The organism is Pseudomonas cistanchae (assembly GCF_054483635.1).
In genome coordinates this window covers 1,406,676-1,424,675 of sequence record NZ_JBTLWN010000001.1, presented here as the reverse complement: position 1 = coordinate 1,424,675, position 18,000 = coordinate 1,406,676, and the positions used below count along the sequence as shown (strand labels likewise).

Annotated in this window: 12 protein-coding genes; 4 read left to right on the top strand and 8 right to left on the bottom strand. The window is 64.7% G+C overall.

What is annotated here, in order from left to right; all coding sequences use genetic code 11:
- Position 1: 1 nt before the first annotated feature.
- From ACX0MV_RS06490 to ACX0MV_RS06480, 3 genes are all read left to right on the top strand, one after another.
- Positions 2–3,139 carry an efflux RND transporter permease subunit gene (locus tag ACX0MV_RS06490; protein ID WP_458981646.1) on the top strand — a complete coding sequence of 1,046 codons (3,138 nt, stop codon included), beginning with the start codon at positions 2–4 and terminating at the stop codon, positions 3,137–3,139.
- A 106-nt stretch (positions 3,140–3,245) separates the two neighbouring features.
- Positions 3,246–4,310, top strand: a complete 1,065-nt coding sequence (locus tag ACX0MV_RS06485; RefSeq protein ID WP_458981645.1) for a GGDEF domain-containing protein — start codon at positions 3,246–3,248, stop codon at positions 4,308–4,310.
- Between the two features lie 66 nt (positions 4,311–4,376).
- Positions 4,377–5,117, top strand: a complete 741-nt coding sequence (locus ACX0MV_RS06480) for a glutathione S-transferase family protein (RefSeq protein ID WP_458981644.1) — start codon at positions 4,377–4,379, stop codon at positions 5,115–5,117.
- A 30-nt stretch (positions 5,118–5,147) separates the two neighbouring features.
- Here the strand turns inward: ACX0MV_RS06480 and ACX0MV_RS06475 are convergent, their stop codons facing one another.
- From ACX0MV_RS06475 to ACX0MV_RS06465, 3 genes are read right to left on the bottom strand one after another with little or no spacing between them, the layout of a single operon-like run.
- Positions 5,148–5,969: an aldo/keto reductase gene (locus tag ACX0MV_RS06475; RefSeq protein ID WP_458981643.1), complete on the bottom strand. Its 822-nt coding sequence runs from the start codon at positions 5,967–5,969 to the stop codon at positions 5,148–5,150.
- A 39-nt stretch (positions 5,970–6,008) separates the two neighbouring features.
- Positions 6,009–6,449, bottom strand: coding sequence for a VOC family protein (locus ACX0MV_RS06470; protein WP_458981642.1), 441 nt, complete (start codon positions 6,447–6,449; stop codon positions 6,009–6,011).
- A gap of 31 nt (positions 6,450–6,480) precedes the next feature.
- Positions 6,481–7,167 carry a class I SAM-dependent methyltransferase gene (locus ACX0MV_RS06465; protein WP_458981641.1) on the bottom strand — a complete coding sequence of 229 codons (687 nt, stop codon included), beginning with the start codon at positions 7,165–7,167 and terminating at the stop codon, positions 6,481–6,483.
- Between the two features lie 176 nt (positions 7,168–7,343).
- Between ACX0MV_RS06465 and ACX0MV_RS06460 the strand changes: the two genes are divergently transcribed.
- On the top strand, positions 7,344–10,436 hold the full coding sequence (locus ACX0MV_RS06460; RefSeq protein WP_458981640.1) for a transglycosylase domain-containing protein: 3,093 nt from the start codon (positions 7,344–7,346) through the stop codon (positions 10,434–10,436).
- Between the two features lie 158 nt (positions 10,437–10,594).
- Here ACX0MV_RS06460 and ACX0MV_RS06455 read toward each other — a convergent pair whose 3' ends face one another.
- The 5 genes from ACX0MV_RS06455 to malG all read right to left on the bottom strand — a co-directional run bounded on the left by ACX0MV_RS06455 (position 10,595) and on the right by malG (position 17,995).
- Positions 10,595–10,810, bottom strand: a complete 216-nt coding sequence (locus ACX0MV_RS06455; protein ID WP_458981639.1) for a VF530 family protein — start codon at positions 10,808–10,810, stop codon at positions 10,595–10,597.
- Positions 10,811–10,936: 126 nt separating this feature from the next.
- Positions 10,937–12,058: a maltose/maltodextrin ABC transporter ATP-binding protein MalK gene (gene malK / locus ACX0MV_RS06450; RefSeq protein ID WP_458981638.1), complete on the bottom strand. Its 1,122-nt coding sequence runs from the start codon at positions 12,056–12,058 to the stop codon at positions 10,937–10,939.
- A 107-nt stretch (positions 12,059–12,165) separates the two neighbouring features.
- Positions 12,166–13,785: an alpha-glucosidase family protein gene (locus tag ACX0MV_RS06445; protein ID WP_458981637.1), complete on the bottom strand. Its 1,620-nt coding sequence runs from the start codon at positions 13,783–13,785 to the stop codon at positions 12,166–12,168.
- 405 nt (positions 13,786–14,190) lie between these two features.
- Positions 14,191–16,935 (bottom strand): HTH-type transcriptional regulator MalT, encoded by a 2,745-nt coding sequence (malT, locus tag ACX0MV_RS06440; RefSeq protein WP_458981636.1) that lies wholly within the window; start codon positions 16,933–16,935, stop codon positions 14,191–14,193.
- Positions 16,936–17,104: 169 nt separating this feature from the next.
- Entirely contained in the window at positions 17,105–17,995 is an 891-nt protein-coding gene (gene malG, locus ACX0MV_RS06435; protein ID WP_458981635.1) for a maltose ABC transporter permease MalG, read from the bottom strand.
- Between the last annotated feature and the right edge of the window lie 5 nt (positions 17,996–18,000).

Below are 18,000 nucleotides of genomic sequence, written 5' to 3'. Positions count from 1 at the left end.
CATGCATGCCCTGATTGCCGCAGCGCTCGATCGCAGCCGCACCACCCTGTTGCTGCTGGCGTTCCTGATCATCGGCGGCTTCGGCGCCTATGCCGCGATTCCCAAGGAAGCCAACCCCGACGTCAGCATCCCCATCATCTACGTCCTGGTCACCCTCGAAGGCATCAGCCCGGAGGACTCCGAGCGCCTGCTGGTTCGTCCGCTCGAACAGGAGCTGCGCAGCCTCGAAGGGGTCAAGGAAATGCGTTCCATGGCCAGCGAAGGCCATGCCTCGGTCACCCTGGAGTTCGACGCGGGCTTCGACGCCAAGCTGGCGCTGGCCGATGTCCGCGAAAAGGTCGACACCGCACGCAGCAAATTGCCGGATGAGGCCGAGGAGCCCTCGGTCAACGAGGTCAACGTGGCGCTGTTCCCGGTGCTGTCGATCGGCCTGTCCGGGCCGATTGCCGAGCAGGAACTGGTGTTCATCGCCCGACGCCTGAAAGAGAACATCGAAGGCATCGGCGAGGTGCTGTCGGTCGAGATCGGCGGCGACCGCGAAGACCTGCTGGAAATCGTCGTCGATCCCCAGGTGCTCGACAGCTACGGCATCGACTACAACGAGCTGTTCAACCTGGTAAGCCGCAACAACCGCCTGGTCGCAGCCGGCAGCCTCGACACCGGTGCCGGACGCATGAGCATGAAGGTGCCGGGCGTGATCGAGAACCTCGACGATGTGCTGTCGATGCCGGTCAAGGTGGTCGGCGACACCGTGGTGACGTTTGGCGATGTCGCCACCATCCACCGGACCTTCAAGGACCCCACCGGCTACGCGCGGATCAACGGTCAGCCCGCCATCGTGCTGGAAGTTGCCAAACGCAGCGGCGCCAACATCATCGAGACCATCGAGCAGATCAAGGCGATGATGGAGCAGGCCAAGCCGTTGCTGCCGGCCGACCTGCAGGTCAGCTACATCATGGATCAGTCCGAGGAGGTGAAAAGCCTGCTCAGCGACCTGCTCAACAACGTGTTGACCGCCATCGTCTTGGTGCTGATTCTGGTGGTTGCGAGCATGGGCATGCGCTCGGCACTGCTGGTCGGCCTGACCATTCCAGGGGCGTTCCTGACCGGCATCCTGCTGATCTGGATGCTTGGTTTCACCCTCAATATGGTGGTGCTGTTCAGCCTGATTCTGGTGGCCGGCATGCTGGTGGACGGCGCCATCGTCGTCTCCGAACTGGCCGACCGCTACCTGCACCAGGGCCAGAGCCCGCGCCAGGCCTGGGCCAACGCAGCGACACGAATGGCCTGGCCGGTGATCGCGTCCACCGCGACGACGCTGGTGGTATTCCTGCCGCTGCTGTTCTGGCCCGGCGTGGTGGGCCAGTTCATGAAATACCTGCCGGCCACGGTGATCCTCTGCCTGCTGGCTTCGCTGGCCATGGCCCTGGTGTTTCTGCCGGTACTCGGCGCCGTCACTGGCGGCAAACCGCAACCCTTGCCGGACAGCCCCAACCGTGGCGCCCTGGCCTACCGCCGAGTACTCGGCAAACTGCTGCAGCGCCCAGGCTTGACGCTGTTCGCCATGCTGGCGCTGATCGTGCTGATCTACGCCGGTTACAGCCGCTACAACCATGGCGTGGAGTTCTTCCCGGCCGTCGAACCGGAAAACGCGCAGATCTGGCTGCGCGCCCGCGGCGACCTCTCGGTGGAGGAAAAGGACGCACTGCTGCAGCAGGTGGAGAGCCGTCTGCTCGGCATGTCCGAAGTCAAGGCGCTGTACGCGCGCTCCCTGGCGCAACCGGACGGTCAGCTCGGCGTCGATGTGATCGGCACCCTACAGTTCCAGTTCAACGACTGGCACGAGCGCCGCCCGGCCAAGCAAATTCTCGAGGACATGCGCGCACGCAGCGCCGACATTCCTGGCGTGGTGCTGGAGTTTCGCGAGCAGGAACAGGGCCCCAGCGGCGGCAAGCCGGTGAAGCTGCAGATCAGCGGGCAGGATCAGGCGCAAACCGATCAGTGGGTCGAGCAGCTTCGCGAAACCATGCGAAAGGTGGGTGGCTTCAAGGACATCGAAGACGACCGCGCATTGCCGGGCATCGAGTGGCGGCTGCTGGTCGACCGTGAAGCGGCTGCACGTTTCGGTGCGGATGTGCTGAGCGTCGGCAACGCCGTGCAGATGATCACCAACGGCCTCAAGCTCGCGACCTACCGGCCTGAGGAAGCCACTGATGAAGTGGATATCCGCGTGCGGGTGCCCGGCGACTGGCGCTCGCTCGACCAGCTCGGACGGCTGACCCTGAACACCACAAGCGGGCAGGTGCCACTGTCGAACTTCGTCGATGTAGTACCTGGCCCCAAGGTCGGCACCCTGAGGCGGGTCGACGGCAATCGCACCATCACCTTGCAGGCCGATCTGGCCGAAGGTGCGCGCCTGGATGAACGCCTGGCGGCGCTGCGCGAGGCTATGGGCGAGCCGCCCAGTGGCATCCGGCTGAAGATCGCCGGCGAAGACGCCGACCAGCGCGAGGCCGCGACCTTCCTGGCGACGGCATTCGCGGTGGCGATCTTCCTGATGGCGATCATTCTGGTCACCCAGTTCAACAGCATCTATCAGGCGCTGCTGGTGTTGTCCGCCATCGTGCTGTCCACCGCCGGCGTGCTGATGGGTTTGCTGGTCAACGGCCAGTCGTTCGGCATCGTCATGGTCGGCATGGGCCTGATCGCGCTGGCGGGGATCGTCGTCAACAACAACATCATCCTGATCGACACCTATAACCAGCTGCGCCGCCAGGGTCTCGAACCCCGCGAGGCGGCGCTGGAAACCGGCAGCCTGCGCCTGCGCCCGGTGCTGCTCACCGCGGTGACGACGGTGCTGGGACTGATCCCGATGGTGCTCAGCATCAATGTCGACCTGCTCACCCCGAGCCTGGGGCTGGGCGCACCCTCGACCCAGTGGTGGACGCAGCTGTCCAGCGCCATCGCCGGTGGGTTGAGTTTCGCGACCGTGCTGACCCTGCTGCTGACGCCCTGCATGCTGGTGCTGGGCGCGCGCTTCGAACGGCGCCCGCCGCCGCTGGAAAGTTTCGACGACGACCTACTCGACCTGCCCGAGCACCTGATCGCCGGCAAATCGGGGAACAAGGCGCTGAGCTGAACCTGAACTGCGTGTGCACCGCCCAACGGTGCACGCGCAGCTGCGCAGGATAGGCGCTGAACGGCTACCCTTTGAAACACTTCACGCCACCGGGCCTGGCCGCCTTATGACCTCCCTTTCACCCTCGACACCCCTCGACAGTTCGCTGGAAAAAAACTCCTCCCGCCGGTCTTTCTGGACCCTGATCGAGCGCTGCGTGCAGCTCGGCGCCGCAATCGATGTGCTGCTGTTCTTCCTGTTCCACTGGCTCGGCTCGCCAATCCTGGCGTGGGTGAACATTCTCAGCATCAGCATTTACCTGTGCGCGTACCTGCTGCTGCGCCGGCGGCGCAACACGCTTGCGGTGGCGCTGATCTGGTTCGAGGTGCTGGCCCATTCGACCCTGGGCATCATCATGCTTGGCTGGGAAAGCGGGCTCTATTACTACATGCTGCCGTTCATCCCCCTGACCATCGCCAGCACCACCAGCGGACGCGCGTTCGCCTCGGTCACCGCGCTCTGGGCCTATTTTCTCGGGCTGTATCTGCTGACCCAGTTCTGGCTCGAACCGATCCAGCCGATCAGCGCGCAGGCCACAGTGGTATTGCACGCGGTCATCATCACCGTGGTTTTCGCCATGCTGATTTACCTGGCTTACCTGCAGATTCGCGCGGTGAGCATCGCCCAGCGTCGACTGAAGACCCTGGCAACCACGGATTCGCTGACCGGTCTGTTCAATCGCCGCTATGCCATCGAGGTCGCCAACTACGAAATCCTTCGCCGCACGCGCACGCCCGGGCCGCTCGCGCTGCTGATCGCCGACCTCGATCACTTCAAGACAGTCAACGACCTGCACGGCCATGAGGGCGGCGATCAGGTGCTGAAAACCGTGGCGCAGGTGCTCCGCAAGTGCGTGCGCAGCCAGGACACGGTGGCACGCTGGGGCGGCGAGGAGTTTCTGATTCTGCTGCCCGACAGCAATCTGCAGCAGGCCCAGGAAGTGGCGCAACGTATCCGTGCGGACGTCCAGGCGCTGGCGCTGCAGATCAATGGGGTGCCGGTGCAGGTGGGCCTGACCCTGGGCGTCAGCCTGCACCGCGACGGCGAGCGCCTGGAAGAGTGCCTCGACCGGGCGGACCGCGCGCTCTACGCGGGCAAGAACAGCGGGCGCAACCGGGTCGAGACGGAGTAGCGCACGGACTGGGTAGTCAGCCGATCTCGCCGTACACTCGGCCGACCATCGACGGAGGGCTGACCTGTGCGCACGCTTTATCAATTCCCGATTTCCCATTACTGCGAGAAAACTCGCTGGCACTTGGACCACAAAGGCCTCGATTTTCAGGTCGACAACCTGTTCCCCGGGCTGCACCGGATCAAAAGCAAGCGCCTGGCCGGCATCGTCACGTTGCCGATCCTTAAGGATGGCGAGCGGGTGATCGGCGACTCCACCCGGATTGCCCTGTACCTGGAAGAAAACTATTCGCAGGCGCCGTTGCTGCCCGCCGATGGTGAACTGCGTCAGCAGGCCCTGGAGCTGGAAGAGCGCTTTGATCGCCTGGGTGTGCACGTGCGGCGCTGGCTGTATGGCCAGATCAAGCAGTGGGACAGCGTGATGCACGCCATGCTCAAGGTCTATCGGCCGTGGTTCGGCCTGCGCGACGCGATGAAGCCGGTGCTGATCAACGGCGTGCAGAAGCTCTATGGCGTTACCCCCGAACGCGTCGCCAAATCCCAGGCCGAGGTGCTCGAAGGCCTCGCGCTGATCGAGTCACGCATCCAGGGCGATCCCTCGCGCTACCTGGTCGGCGACCGGTTGACCCTCGCTGACATCAGCGCCGCCGCACTGTTTGCGCCGTTGTTCACCCCTGCCGGAACGCCCTGGGAAGGGGTCGCCGGGCATGACGCGAAAACCCAGCAGTTTCTCGACGAACTGCACGCCCATCCGGCTGGCCAATGGGTGTTGCGACGCTACGCCGAAGACCGCCAGCGGCGCAGCTGAAACCAGACGCGCGGCGGGTGGAACCCAGCCTCAGATCATTTCCAGCGCGCGCTTGCGCGTTGGCGCAGGCAGGGCCGCGTCGATGGTCGCCAGGTCCTCGGCACTCAGGTGCAACACAGCCGCTTCGGCATTCAGGCGCAGGTGGTGGCTGTCGACCGCTTTGGGAATCGCGATCACGCCCGGCTGACGCAGCACCCACGCCAGGGCGACCTGGGCCGGGGTGCAGCCATGACGCTGCGCCACGTCAAGCAGCGCCGGGTTACGCAACAGCTGACCCGCCTGGCCGATCGGGCAGTACGCCATCAGCGGCATGCCCTGGCGCTGCTGCCAGGGCAACAGATCGAATTCGATGCCGCGCGCCTCGGCGTTGTACAGCACCTGGTTGGTTGCGCACCCGGGCTGGTTCAGTTCTTCCAGGTCATCCACATCGAAATTGGACACACCCCAGCGCCTGATCTTGCCTTGCTCACGCAGTCGCTCGAAGGCCTCGACGGTTTCTGCCAGCGGGTACTGGCCGCGCCAATGCAGCAGATAAAGGTCGATCACCTCGCTACCCAGGCGCGCCAGGCTGCGCTCGCAGGCAGCGATCACCCCCGCCCGGCTGGCGTTGTGCGGGTAAACCTTGCTGACCAGAAACGCCTGATCGCGCAGCCCGGCAATCGCCTCGCCAACCACCGTTTCGGCGCCGCCTTCGCCGTACATTTCCGCGGTATCGATCAAGCGCAGACCCAGCTCGATGCCCTCGCGCAACGCCGCGACTTCCTCGCGGCGACGGCTTGGGTCTTCGCCCATGCGCCAGGTGCCCTGACCGATCACCGCGACGCTGGCACCTGCCAATTCGATGGTGCGCATTGTTCTACCTCGTCAGTTTTTTGTGGATTAAGGGGCGGGTCAGCAGCACGGCCCTGCGTCGCCGGATTCGCCTGGCTCTGCTACCTCGGCGTAGCCGCGCCCTTGCCACTGCAACAGACACCAGCCATGGCCGAACGGGTCACTCAAACTGACCAGACGGCCCCACACCTCGTTGCGAGCCGGCCCCTGCTGCAGGGCGCCGGCTTCCAGCGCGCGAGCCAGGGCAACGTCGAGATCGTCCACCAGCAGGTCCAAGTGGACCGGCGTCCAGTGGCGCTGGTAGCAACGGGGTTCGCCGGCCTCTGGAAACGGTGCGCTGCCCTCCGCGTGCTGCAGCAGGTAGATCGGTACCGCCGCACCAAGCAGCTCGAGCACCTTGCCGCCGAACAGCCGCCGGCCTTCGTGCAGGCCGAATGCGCGGACGTAGAAATCCACGGCGGTCGGTATGTCGGGCACGTCGATATTCAGCAGCAGGTGCATAACGGCCTCCGCTCGTTTGGGATACCTATTGTCAGCCGCGGGCGGAGCTGAGCAACAGCAGCAACGAGACGGGCTGCTCGCTCTCCGGATGCAGCGGCTCCTGCAGCCACTGCAGACGCCAGTCGGTTTCATTGAGCAGGTTCAGCCAGGATTCCAGGGTGCGGAAAAACCACGGCATCGGCTGGACGAAGCCCGCGCCGAAGCCGGCGAAGGTTTCCACCCGCCAGCCATCGCGATAGGTCGCATCGTTGCAGGCGCGCCAGGGGTGCAGGGTCTGGATCAGCAAGCGCCCACCTGGCGCCAGCAGGCCGTGCAAGGCATCGAGGGTCGGCGCCAGCGGTTCTTCGAGCAGGGCGAAATTGCACACCAGCACGTCGAACAGACCGAGCTGAGCCGCCTGGCTGTGCAGCTCTGCGTAGCCGCAGACCCGATATTGGGCACGGGCATGCCCGGCCGACTGGGCGATGTCGATCAAGGGCACCGAAGCATCCACCCCGACCGACTCCACCCCGCGCGCAGCCAGGCCGCGGCACAACCATCCCTCGCCGCAACCGACATCCAGCACACGCTTGGGCGCCAGGGCCATCACGGCCTGCAGAATGGCCGCATCGGTCACCAGCCGGCGACTTTCGATCCGCTGCTCGCGCACGGCTGCCGTCCAGGCATCGGCGTTGGCCTGCCAGCTGAGATTGAGCTGTTCACGGTGGTCGCGTTGCATCGCCATTCGCCGTCGGTTACCCGTCTGGGTGTCGATTCTAGGCGCTGGAAAAATTTTATGTCGGCCAAATGTCGAGCCGACGGGTCACAACTAAACTTGTCTGGCAGGCGGTATGCTGGGGCCGTCTTGTGGTCAACGCAGCTAAATCGGTTGAGCGCATCGGACGAGAATCGAATATGGGGGCGTTTTTGCAATCGGATTCACACCGCACATCTGACGCAGCGCAGCAGTTCGCCGCGCCTGCAGGTAAACGACGAAGCAAGCTGCGCCTGACATTCTGGCTGATCGTGCTGGCCGTGCTGATAGCCGGCGGCCTGTTGCTCGCCCACGAGCTGCGCACCTCGCACTTTCAGGCCAAGGAGCTCAGCCGCTACGCGAAAACCCTCGACTACCGCGTGCAGCCGGGCCCCAGCAGCGCCATCGTCTATCCGATGGAAGGTCCTTTCGACAAACGCCTCGGCTACACCTACCTGCCCTTGATGCTCGAACGCCTGCAGCAGCGCGGGTTCAACGTCCAGCGCCAGGCACAGTTCTCCCCCGCCCTGCTCGACTACAGCCAGCGCGGCTTCTTCCCGCCCTATCCGGAAAAGATCCAGACGGGCCTGAGCATCAGCGATTGCCGCGGCACGCCGTTCTACGAATTCCAGTACCCACAGCAGCGCTACCCGAGCTTCAACTCGATTCCACCGCTGGTGGCCGGTAGCCTGCTGTTCATCGAGAACCGTCATCTGCTCGATCCCAACCTGCCGCAGGCCAACCCGGCCGTCGACTGGCCGCGCTTCGTCATGGCAGCGGTGTCCCAGGTCGGCAAGATGATGGACATGCAGGATCAGTCCGCCGGTGGCAGCACCCTCGCCACCCAGCTGGAAAAATACCGCCACTCACCGGACGGCCTGACCCTTTCAGCCGCAGAAAAACTGCGGCAGATGGTCTCCGCCAGCGTGCGCACCTACCGCAGCGGCCCGCTGACCCTGCCCGCGCGGGAAAATATCGTGCGCGACTACCTCAACAGCGTTCCGCTTTCCGCCGCACCGGGCCACGGCGAAGTGCACGGCATCGCGGATGGCCTGCGGATCTGGTTCGGCGCCGACTTCGCGCAGGTCAACCGCCTGCTCGACCCCGCCCGTTCGCCCGATGCCAGCCTTGAGCAGCGAGGCCTGGCGCTGCGTCAGGTGCTCGCGTTGATGATCGCCCAGCGCCGCCCGTCCTATTACCTGGCCCAGGGTCGCGAGGACCTGGCGGAGCTGACCGACAGTCATATTCGCCTGCTTGCGCAGGGTGGCCTGATCGATACCGCGCTGCGCGATGCGGCGCTCGGCGCAACGCTCAGCTACCGCGACTGGCAATTGCAGCCCAACCTGCAGCCGGTGGACGGCAACAAGGGCATCAGCGTGGCCCGCTCTCGCCTTTCATCGCTGCTGAATATGCCGCTGTACGACCTCGACCGTCTCGATCTGAGCGCCCGCAGCACCCTGCACAACGAGTTGCAGCAGGCCGCCAGCGTCTACCTGCAGCAACTGGCTGACCCGACCTTCGCCGGCGAAGTCGGTCTGTTCGGCGAGCGGCTGCTGTCGCCGGAGAAAACCGCCGACGTGCGTTACAGCTTCACCCTGTTCGAACGCACCGCCAACGGCAGCCGGGTGCGGGTGCAGACCGACAGCACCGATCAGCCATTCGACATCAACGAAGGCAGCAAGCTGGAACTGGGTTCGACGGCGAAACTGCGGGTGCTGGCCACCTACCTGGAAATCATCGCCGAGCTGCACCAGCGTCATGCTGGCCAGAGCCCCGAGCAACTGCGCGCGGTGGACGCCCAGGACAACCTGACCCGCTGGGCCATCGGCTACCTGCTGGGCAACCCCGATGCCACTCTGCCGGCCATGCTCGACGCCGCGCTGGAGCGCAAATACTCGGCCAGCCCGAACGAACGCTTCTTCACTGGCGGCGGCATCCACACCTTCTCCAACTTCCGCCGTGAGGACGATCACCGCATCGCCAGCATGCGCGAGGCCCTGCGCGAGTCGCTCAATCTGCCGTTTATCCGCCTGATGCGCGATGTGGTGCGCTACACCATCTACCAGGCGCCGGGTAACAGCGCAGAACTGCTCAAGGACGACAAGGACCCCCGGCGCCTCGCCTACCTCAGCGACTTCGCCGACCGCGAGGGCACTACTTTTCTTCTGCGCTTCTGGCGCAAATACCAGGACCAGCCTGCCAAGCTGCGCCTGGAAACCTTCCTTAATGGCCTGCGCCACACTCCGGTACGCCTCGCAGCGGTGCATCGCTACCTGCTGCCGGCGGCGGACGAGGCCACCTTCGCCGCGTTCCTGCGGGCGCACCTGCCGCAGGACAAGCTCAGCGACAAACGCATCACCGAGCTGTATGCAAAGTACGGCCCTGGCGCCTACAACCTGCCGGACCAGGGCTATATCGCCCGCGTCCACCCACTGGAACTGTGGCTGCTCGGCTATCTCAACGAAAACCCGGACGCCCGCTTCAGCGACGCCGTCGCCGCCAGCCGCGACGAGCGCCAGGAAGTCTATGGCTGGCTGTTTCGCAGCCGGCACAAGAGCGCCCGCGACAGCCGCATCCGCATCATGCTCGAGGTGGAAGCCTTCCTCGACATTCATCGTCGCTGGCAACGGCTAGGTTACCCATTCGCCCACCTGGTACCGTCCCTCGCCACCGCCATCGGCAGCTCGGGCGACCGTCCGGCAGCCCTGGCCGAATTGATGGGCATCATCCAGAACGACGGCCTGCGCCAGTCCACCCTGCGCATCGACAGCCTGCATTTTGCCGCCGACACGCCTTACGAAACCCTGGTCGCCCGCGATCAGCTGCAACCCCAGCGGGTCATGGAATCGGAGGTGGCCGCTGCACTGCGCAGCGCCCTTGCCGATGTGGTCGAGAACGGCACCGCGCGGCGCTTGCTCGGCAGCTTCACGATGGCCAACGGGGAACTGCTCAAGGTCGGCGGCAAGACCGGCACCGGCGACAACCGCATCGAGACCGTCGGCCCCGGCGGCCGGGTGCTCAGTTCACGGGCGATGAACCGCACCGCGACCTTCGTGTTCTACCTCGGCGCCAAGCACTACGGCACCCTCACCGCTTTCGTGCCGGGCCGCGCGGCGGAAAACTTCCGCTTCACCTCGGCGCTGCCGGTGCAGGTGCTCAAGGGCATGGCGCCGATCCTGATGCCCTACCTCGAACCCGGCAGCAATACCCTGTGCCAGGCACCCTTGTCGGCGACCCAGGCCGGCCGGCGCTAGCCTTCTAGAGCCGTAGGGAGGACATGCTGCAGGCTTGTCCGCCGTCTGCGCCATCATTGGTGGGCAACGCTTCGCGATGTCCACCCTACGCGCGCTTCGTGGCTTGGATGCATTGGCGGTTGTGACATAGCGCGCGGCCACGGCGAGCGCTCTCCCGCTCAGCCTTTGCGCTGCTGGATATACAACGCCTCGACCTTTTGCCGCGCCCAGGGCGTCTTGCGCAGGAAGGTCAGGCTCGACTTGATGCTCGGGTCACTCTTGAAGCAGCGGATGTCGATGCGCTCTGCCAGCCCGTCCCACCCCAGTTTGGCCACGAGGTCGTTGAGGATGGCTTCCAGGGTGACTCCGTGCAGGGGATCGTTCGGCGGGTTCATGGCGGGCTCGTCTGGCTCGAAAAAGAGCCGGCAGCTTAGAGCAGCACGCCCCGTCGGGAAAGCGCCACGCCGCCTGGGCGTGGCATCATCTGTGGCGGACCTGCGAGCGAAGCGGCTGACGCGGGTTCACGCGTCGCCGAACAGTGCCGGCTCGCGGTAATGCCGTGGGCAGGCGTAGCCGTCGGCACGGAACAAATGGCATTTGTTGGCCATCAGCCCGGCACCGTAGGTCTGGCCGACCGCGACCTTGCGGTTGCCGTCGCTGCGCAGGGTGACCATCGGCTCAACCCCTTCGAGCATCAGGTGCAGCAGGTTGTGATCGCCGAGCCGCTCGGCCACCGCGATTTCGCCGTAGAAGGCGAAGTCGGCCTGCTCGACGTCGACGAAGTGTTCCGGACGCACGCCCAGGGTCAGGGTTTCGCCCGGACTGACCTGGCTGCCGTCAACCGCCACGCTCATGCGCGAGCCGCCTGGCATCTCGATCTCTACCGCCGAAGCGCTGGCCTGCAGCGCCCGCACCGGCAGGAAATTCATCTGCGGCGAGCCGATGAAGCCGGCGACGAACTGATTCTTCGGGTAGTGATACAGCTCCAGCGGCGGCCCGACCTGAGCAATCTCGCCGGCGTTGAGCACGACGATCTTGTCGGCCATGGTCATGGCTTCGACCTGGTCATGGGTGACGTAGATCATGGTCGCCTGCAGGCGCTGGTGCAGGCGGGAAATCTCGATGCGCATCTGCACCCGGAGGAAGGCGTCGAGGTTCGACAGGGGCTCGTCGAACAAAAACACTTTTGGCTCGCGCACCATGGTGCGGCCGATGGCGACGCGCTGGCGCTGGCCGCCGGAAAGGTCCTTGGGCTTGCGTTCGAGCAGCTGGTCGAGCTGCAGGATCTTCGCGACCTCGCCCACCTTGCGGCTGATTTCGCGCTTGTCGACCTTGGCCAGTTTGAGGCCGAAGGCCATGTTCTCCGCCACATCCATATGCGGATAGAGCGCGTAAGACTGAAACACCATGCCAACCGAACGGTCCATCGGTGGCAGCTCGTTGACCCGCTCGCCGCCAATCTGCAGCTCGCCTTCGGTGATGTCCTCGAGCCCGGCGATCAGCCGCAGCAGGGTCGACTTGCCGCAGCCGGATGGACCGACGAACACCACGAATTCGCCATCGGCGATATCCAGATTGATGCCCCGGGTGATCTTGATGTCGCCATAGCTCTTGCAGATGTTGCGTAGCGTGACGCTGGCCATTGTTATTGTTCTCCTCTAGCAGGGCTGAGCCTGCATTACCGTCTGGATACCGCCAAGGGGCTGTCGACGGGTGCCAGGCCGGCGGCCCGACACCCGCGTCTGCACGGCTAACCGAGCAAGCGGGCGAAGCCGAAACCATGGGCCGGCAAGTGTACGCCGGCCCCGGCGAACACCGCAGTACTGGCCGGCGCCGGCAGCGCTTCGACCGGCACCGACAAGCCAAAGTGCCGGGCATCATTGCCCAGGTTGAACACGCACAGCCAGGCTTCGTCACCCAAGCGGCGTTCGTACACCAACAGGTCATCGTCGTGGTGCAGCACACGCAGGCCGCCTTCGATCAGCAGTGGCTGCTGCTGACGCCAGGCGATGAAGCGGCGGTAGGTATTGAGCATGGAGTTCTCATCCGGTTCCTGGGCAGCCACGGACAACGGCAAGTGGCGGCTGGACAACGGCAGCCACGGCTGCTCCCGGCTGAAACCGCCATGCAGATCCTGGTCATGCCACGGCATCGGCGTGCGGCAACCGTCGCGGCCCTTGAATTCCGGCCAGAAGCGGATGCCGTAGGGATCGACCAGTTGCTCGAATTGCAGCTCGGCCTCATCCAGCCCCAGCTCCTCGCCCTGGTACAGACACACGCTGCCGCGCAGCGACAACAGCAACGCCATGAACAACCGGCCGCGGGAGAAATCCGTCTGACCATCCAGCGCCCAGCGGCTCATCACTCGCACCACATCGTGGTTGCCGATCGACCAGCACGGCCAGCCGTCGACCAGCTCGCGCTCGACGCTCTCGATGGTGTGGCGCAGAAACGCCGGGCTGCACTGTTCGGTCAGCAGGTCGAATGAATAGGCCATGTGTAGCGTGTCGCCACCGCCGGTGTAGGCGGCCATGGTGCGCAATGAATGATCGCAGCCGATCTCGGCGACGGTCGCGCTGCCCGGATAGCGCTCCAGCAGCTGGCGAATGCGCTTGAGAAACAGCAGGTTCTCCGGCTGGGTCTTGTCGTAGACATGCTGCTGGAAGGCGTAGGGGTTGTCGGCGCGCACGCCGATGCTGCCTTCGCGGATTTCATGGTTCGGCGGGTTGTTGCGCAGCTCGCGGTCATGGAAATAGAAGTTCGCCGCGTCCAGACGGAAACCGTCCACGCCCAGCTGCAGCCAGAACTCCATGTCGTCGAGCAGTTGCTGCTGCACCGCTTCGCAGTGGAAGTTCAGGTCCGGCTGGCTGGACAGAAAATTGTGCAGGTAATACTGCTTGCGCCGGCTGTCCCAGGTCCACGCCGGGCCGCCGAACACCGACAGCCAGTTGTTCGGCACGGTGCCGTCGTCCTTGGGGTCGGCCCACACGTACCAGTCGGCCTTGGGGTTGTCGCGGCTGGAGCGGCTTTCCTTGAACCAGGCGTGCTGGTCGGAGGAATGGTTGAGCACCTGATCGATCAGCACGCGAATGCCGCGACCGTGCGCCGCCTGCACCAGTTGGCTGAAATCCTCGAGGGTGCCGAACAGCGGATCGACGCCACGGTAATCGGAGACGTCGTAGCCGAAATCCTTCATCGGCGAGGTGAAGAACGGCGACAGCCAGATGGCATCGACATTCAGGCTGGCGATGTAGTCGATCTTCTCCAGCACACCGATCAGGTCACCCACGCCATCGCCATTGCTATCGAAAAAACTGCGCGGATACACCTGATAGATGACGCCGCCGCGCCACCAGTTGTCATGAGTCATACAGCCACCCTTCAAGGTGATGGAAAGATGGTTGCACTCTAGGGTTGGCCCTGCCAGCGCACATCCTCCCGCCCGCTTATTTCGCGGGAGGATGGCGCAGGCGTAGGCAAAAGGCGTAGAGGGGGATGAGACGCGCAGCGGGGGCTGGCTATGGGTTGGATAACCTGAATTCCCCGAGGTGTATTCGTAGGGTGCGTGGGGCCGCCTAGGCTATGCGCACCAATGCCAATGCCAATACTGGTCCTGGCCCTGGTTCAGGGTGCGCATGGCGCACCCTACACGTCAGCTCAGATTTCGTAGGATGCGTTGGGCCACCTAGGGTGTGCGCAGCAAAACCAACGCCAATACCGGTGGCGCATGGTGCGCACGGCGCACCCTACGTCAGCACGGCGCACCCTACCGCTGCTACTCGCCCTGGATCTTGCTCAGCAGGCTGCGCGCCAGCTGCACCGCTTCGCTGCGGTGGGTGATGTTGAGCTTCTGGTAGAGGCTGCGGATATGGGTCTTGATCGTCGTTGGCGCCACGTTCAGGTGCTCGGCGATCTGTTCGTTGGACTGGCCGGCGTGAATCAGGCTGAGCACCTGCCACTCGCGCCGGGTCAGCGGTGAATGGCGCAGCAGTTCGGGCACGTCGGGGCGGTTGATGATGTCCTGGATCACCGCCTCGTCGAGGGTGATGCGGATCGCCCGGCTGAAGTCGCGCTGCTGCTGGGCCAGTTGAATCACCCGGTCGGCGCGCTGGGCCTCCATCTCGCCGAGACGGCGTTCGTGCTGCAGCGACTTGAGCATGACGATGATCAGCTTGCCGATGCGCAGAAAGCTGCCGATGGCGCCGGTGCTGGTCGCCAGCGTCAGCGCCTGGTGCAGGTGGTCCAGCGCCAGTTGGCGCTCCTCGCGCAGCCAGTGCAGCTGCGCCTGCAGGATGTGGTTGCGGTTCTGGTCCATCACCAGGCCGTGGTGCTCGGCGTCGTGTTGCAGCTGGCGGATGATCGGCAGCGCCTTGTCCGGCTGTTTCAGCGACAGGTAGGCACGCACGTGGTTGCGCCCGTTGAACTGGGCGAAATGGTTGGCGCCGGGCTTGAGCGGCGGCGCGGTGCCTAGCCACTGCTGGATGGCTTCGCGGTCCTGGGTCGAATCCCAGTAGCCGAGCATCACCGCGTGGGCGTTGGCCAGCCAGTCGATATGGTAATTGTCGTCGGCCAGCATGCTCTGGATCTTGCCGATGTAATCGGCGCAAACGCTCTGCTGGCCGCGCGCATGGGCGATGCTCGCGAGCAGCGCGTAGCACTGCAGGAACCAGCGGTCGCCGACCTCGTCGAGAATCTGGATCCCCTGCAGCGCGCACTGCTCCGCCGCATCCAGATGGTGCCATTCCCACAGCACCTGGCCGCGTACCCGGTAGACGAACTCCATGATCGGCGTGGCGTGCAGGCGTTCCTGCTCGACGTAATGAATGGCTTTTTCCTGCAGCGAATAGGCCTTCTGCAGGTGGCCCTGGGCGATGGCGATTTCCGACAGCTGACCGAGGCTCCAGACCACCAGATGGGAGGCGTGAATCTCCCGGGCGCGGCGCTCGGCTTCCTCGTACTGCTTCTGCGCCTGGGGCAGCAGGCCCTGGACGAAGTGCGCCTCGGCCAGGCCGGACAATGCCGCGACCCGGGAGGTGCGCATGATCAGCGGCTCACACGCCAGCGCCTCATGAGCCAGGGCGATGGCGGCCTGCTCGTCGCCCAGATTCATCGCCACCTGGGCGCGCACGGCGTTGAACTCGCCGACGATACGCGCCCACTCCTGCTCCGAGCAGCGCTCCTGCAGCGCCTGCTCGCCAGCCTTGAACCAGCGCTCGACCTGATCGAACTGATAGGAGTTCTGCGACACCCAGGCCTGCAGCAAGGTGAACAGCGGCGAGTTGGCGATGCTGCTGATCGGCAGCGTCTCCAGGCACTGCTGCAGCAGGCTCAGACGGCCCTGGCGATAGAACTGCCGACCATGGCGCTCCAGCACTTCGCCGACCCGCGCCGGGTTACGCGCCTGCACTGCATGGCGCGCGGCTTCCTCGGGCATGTTTTCGGCGAACAGCGCCTCGGCGGCGCGCAGGTGCAGGTCCGACACCCGCTGTGGCTGATGGGTGCGCAGCTCGCCCTGAAGAAACACCGCAAACAACGGGTGATAGGCGTACCACTGGCGCAGGCTGTCGAGCGGCTGCAGGAACAGCCCGGCGCGCTCGAGTTGTTCGAGCATGTCGCGGGCGTTGCAGCCCTGGGTCAGGTGATCCGCCAGCGGCGCGCTGAAGCGCTCCAGCAGGCAGGTCGATTGAAGGAACTCCAGGGTAGTCGAGGGCAGTTGCTCGATCACCTGCTCACGCATGTAGTCGCGGATGTAGGGGTGGCCGAGCTGCAGGTTTTCCAGAAACAGGTCCATGCCGCGGCCGGTCTGCACTTCCTGCAAGGCCAACTGCAAGGCGCAGGGCCAGCCGCCGATGCGGCGGTTGAGGCGCTCGATCTGCTCACGGTTGACCGCCACCGGCAGGCCCAGTTGCAGCAGCGCCTGCACCTCGTCGGTCTCGAAGGCCAGTTGCTGGGCATCGAGGATCAGCAGTTGATGTTTGACCCGCAGATCGGCGACGCCCAGTTCCGGCAGCCCGCGGCTGCACACCAGCAAGGTCATCCAGCTGGGCATGTTGCGCAGAAAGAAGCGCAGCGCGCCGATCACTTCACGGTTGTTCAGCACCTCGAACTCATCCAGCACCAGCAGTAATGGCGCGTGTTCGGCCGGCAGCTCGGCTAACAGATGGGTCAGCAGGGTATCGAAGGTTTCGCCGCCCTGCTCCGCCAGCAACAGGCTCAGCGGGCAACCATGCTCGAGCTGCCGATCAAGGGCGTGCAGCAGGTAGCGGCCGAGCTGGCGCGGCTGGTTGTCGCCACTGTGCAGCTGCAGCCAGGCAACGCGGCCGCCGAAGCTTTGCGCCCACTGGCAGGCCAGGGTGGTTTTGCCGAAGCCGCTGGGCGCCTGCAACAGCGCCAGGCGGATCTCGGGCAGGCGCTGCAGCCACTCGTCGAGGCGCGGGCGCTGCAACAGCCCGGCCGGCAGAGGCGGCATGGTCAGCTTGGCGGGTATCAGCGGCAGCGGTGCTGGCATTGCGGCATTCATGGTCGTTTCCCGTTTCTTATTGGTTATTCGGGTAAGCGCTGAATTCTACGACAATCGCGGGCAAAGGCCCGCGCTGCAAATCACATGATGTGGCAAACGTAGGGTGCGCCGTGCGCACCGGCATCGGCACAAATTCCTGGTGCGCATGGCCTAGGCGGCCCCGCGCACCCTACCCCTTCACCCCACCCGCGGTCAGGCCGCCAACGATCCACTTCTGGCAATACAGGAACACCAGGGTGATCGGCAGGCCGGAAAGTACCGCCGCCGCGGCGAAGTCGCCCCACAGGTAGTTCTGGTCGTAGAGATACTGCTGGGCACCGACCGACAGCGTCAGCTTGTCCACGTCCATCAGCAGCACCGAGGCAATCGGGTACTCGGTGATGCTGGTGATGAACGCGAGAATGAACACCACCGCCAGGATCGGCACGCTCATCGGCAGCAGGATGTGCACAAACGCCTGCCAGGTGGTGGCGCCATCGACGATGGCGGCTTCCTCCAGGGAGGCATCGATGCTTTCGAAATAGCCCTTGATCGTCCAGATATGCAGCGCCATACCGCCCAGCGAAGCGATGATCACCGCGCCATGGGTGTTCACCCCGAGCCAGCTGACATGCTCGCCGAGCTGGTCGAACAAGGCATAGATGGCCACCAGGGTCAGCACCGGCGGAAACATCTGGAAAATCAGCATGCCCTTGAGGATCGGCCCCTTGCCGGCGAAGCGCAGCCGGGCGAACGCGTAGGCGCTGGTGGTGGAGAGCAGGAGGATCAGCAGCGAGCTGATCACCGCGATCTTCATCGAGTTCCACAGCCAGGTCAGCACCGGAAACGGCGGGTTGCTGACCTCGCCGTTGGCGTCGGTATAGGGAATCCCCAGGGCCAGCGACCAGTGTTCCAGGGTCGGGTTATCCGGGAACAGGCTACCGGTGGCGAAGTTGCCTTCGCGAAAGGAGATCGACACCACCATCAGCAGCGGAAAGACGATCAGCGCGATAAAGCCGAGCAGGCCGGCGTGAGTCAGCCAGAGGCGGTATTTGACGGATTTCGGTTGGACCATGGCCATGTGCA

Coding starts and splice junctions, on each gene's coding strand:
- ACX0MV_RS06490 (WP_458981646.1), top strand. CDS start 2: ATGCATGCCCTGATTGCCGCAGCGCTCGATCGCAGCCGCACCACCCTG.
- ACX0MV_RS06485 (WP_458981645.1), top strand. CDS start 3,246: ATGACCTCCCTTTCACCCTCGACACCCCTCGACAGTTCGCTGGAAAAA.
- ACX0MV_RS06475 (WP_458981643.1), bottom strand. CDS start 5,969: ATGCGCACCATCGAATTGGCAGGTGCCAGCGTCGCGGTGATCGGTCAG.
- ACX0MV_RS06470 (WP_458981642.1), bottom strand. CDS start 6,449: ATGCACCTGCTGCTGAATATCGACGTGCCCGACATACCGACCGCCGTG.
- ACX0MV_RS06465 (WP_458981641.1), bottom strand. CDS start 7,167: ATGCAACGCGACCACCGTGAACAGCTCAATCTCAGCTGGCAGGCCAAC.
- ACX0MV_RS06460 (WP_458981640.1), top strand. CDS start 7,344: ATGGGGGCGTTTTTGCAATCGGATTCACACCGCACATCTGACGCAGCG.
- ACX0MV_RS06455 (WP_458981639.1), bottom strand. CDS start 10,810: ATGAACCCGCCGAACGATCCCCTGCACGGAGTCACCCTGGAAGCCATC.
- malK (WP_458981638.1), bottom strand. CDS start 12,058: ATGGCCAGCGTCACGCTACGCAACATCTGCAAGAGCTATGGCGACATC.
- ACX0MV_RS06445 (WP_458981637.1), bottom strand. CDS start 13,785: ATGACTCATGACAACTGGTGGCGCGGCGGCGTCATCTATCAGGTGTAT.
- malT (WP_458981636.1), bottom strand. CDS start 16,935: ATGAATGCCGCAATGCCAGCACCGCTGCCGCTGATACCCGCCAAGCTG.
- malG (WP_458981635.1), bottom strand. CDS start 17,995: ATGGCCATGGTCCAACCGAAATCCGTCAAATACCGCCTCTGGCTGACT.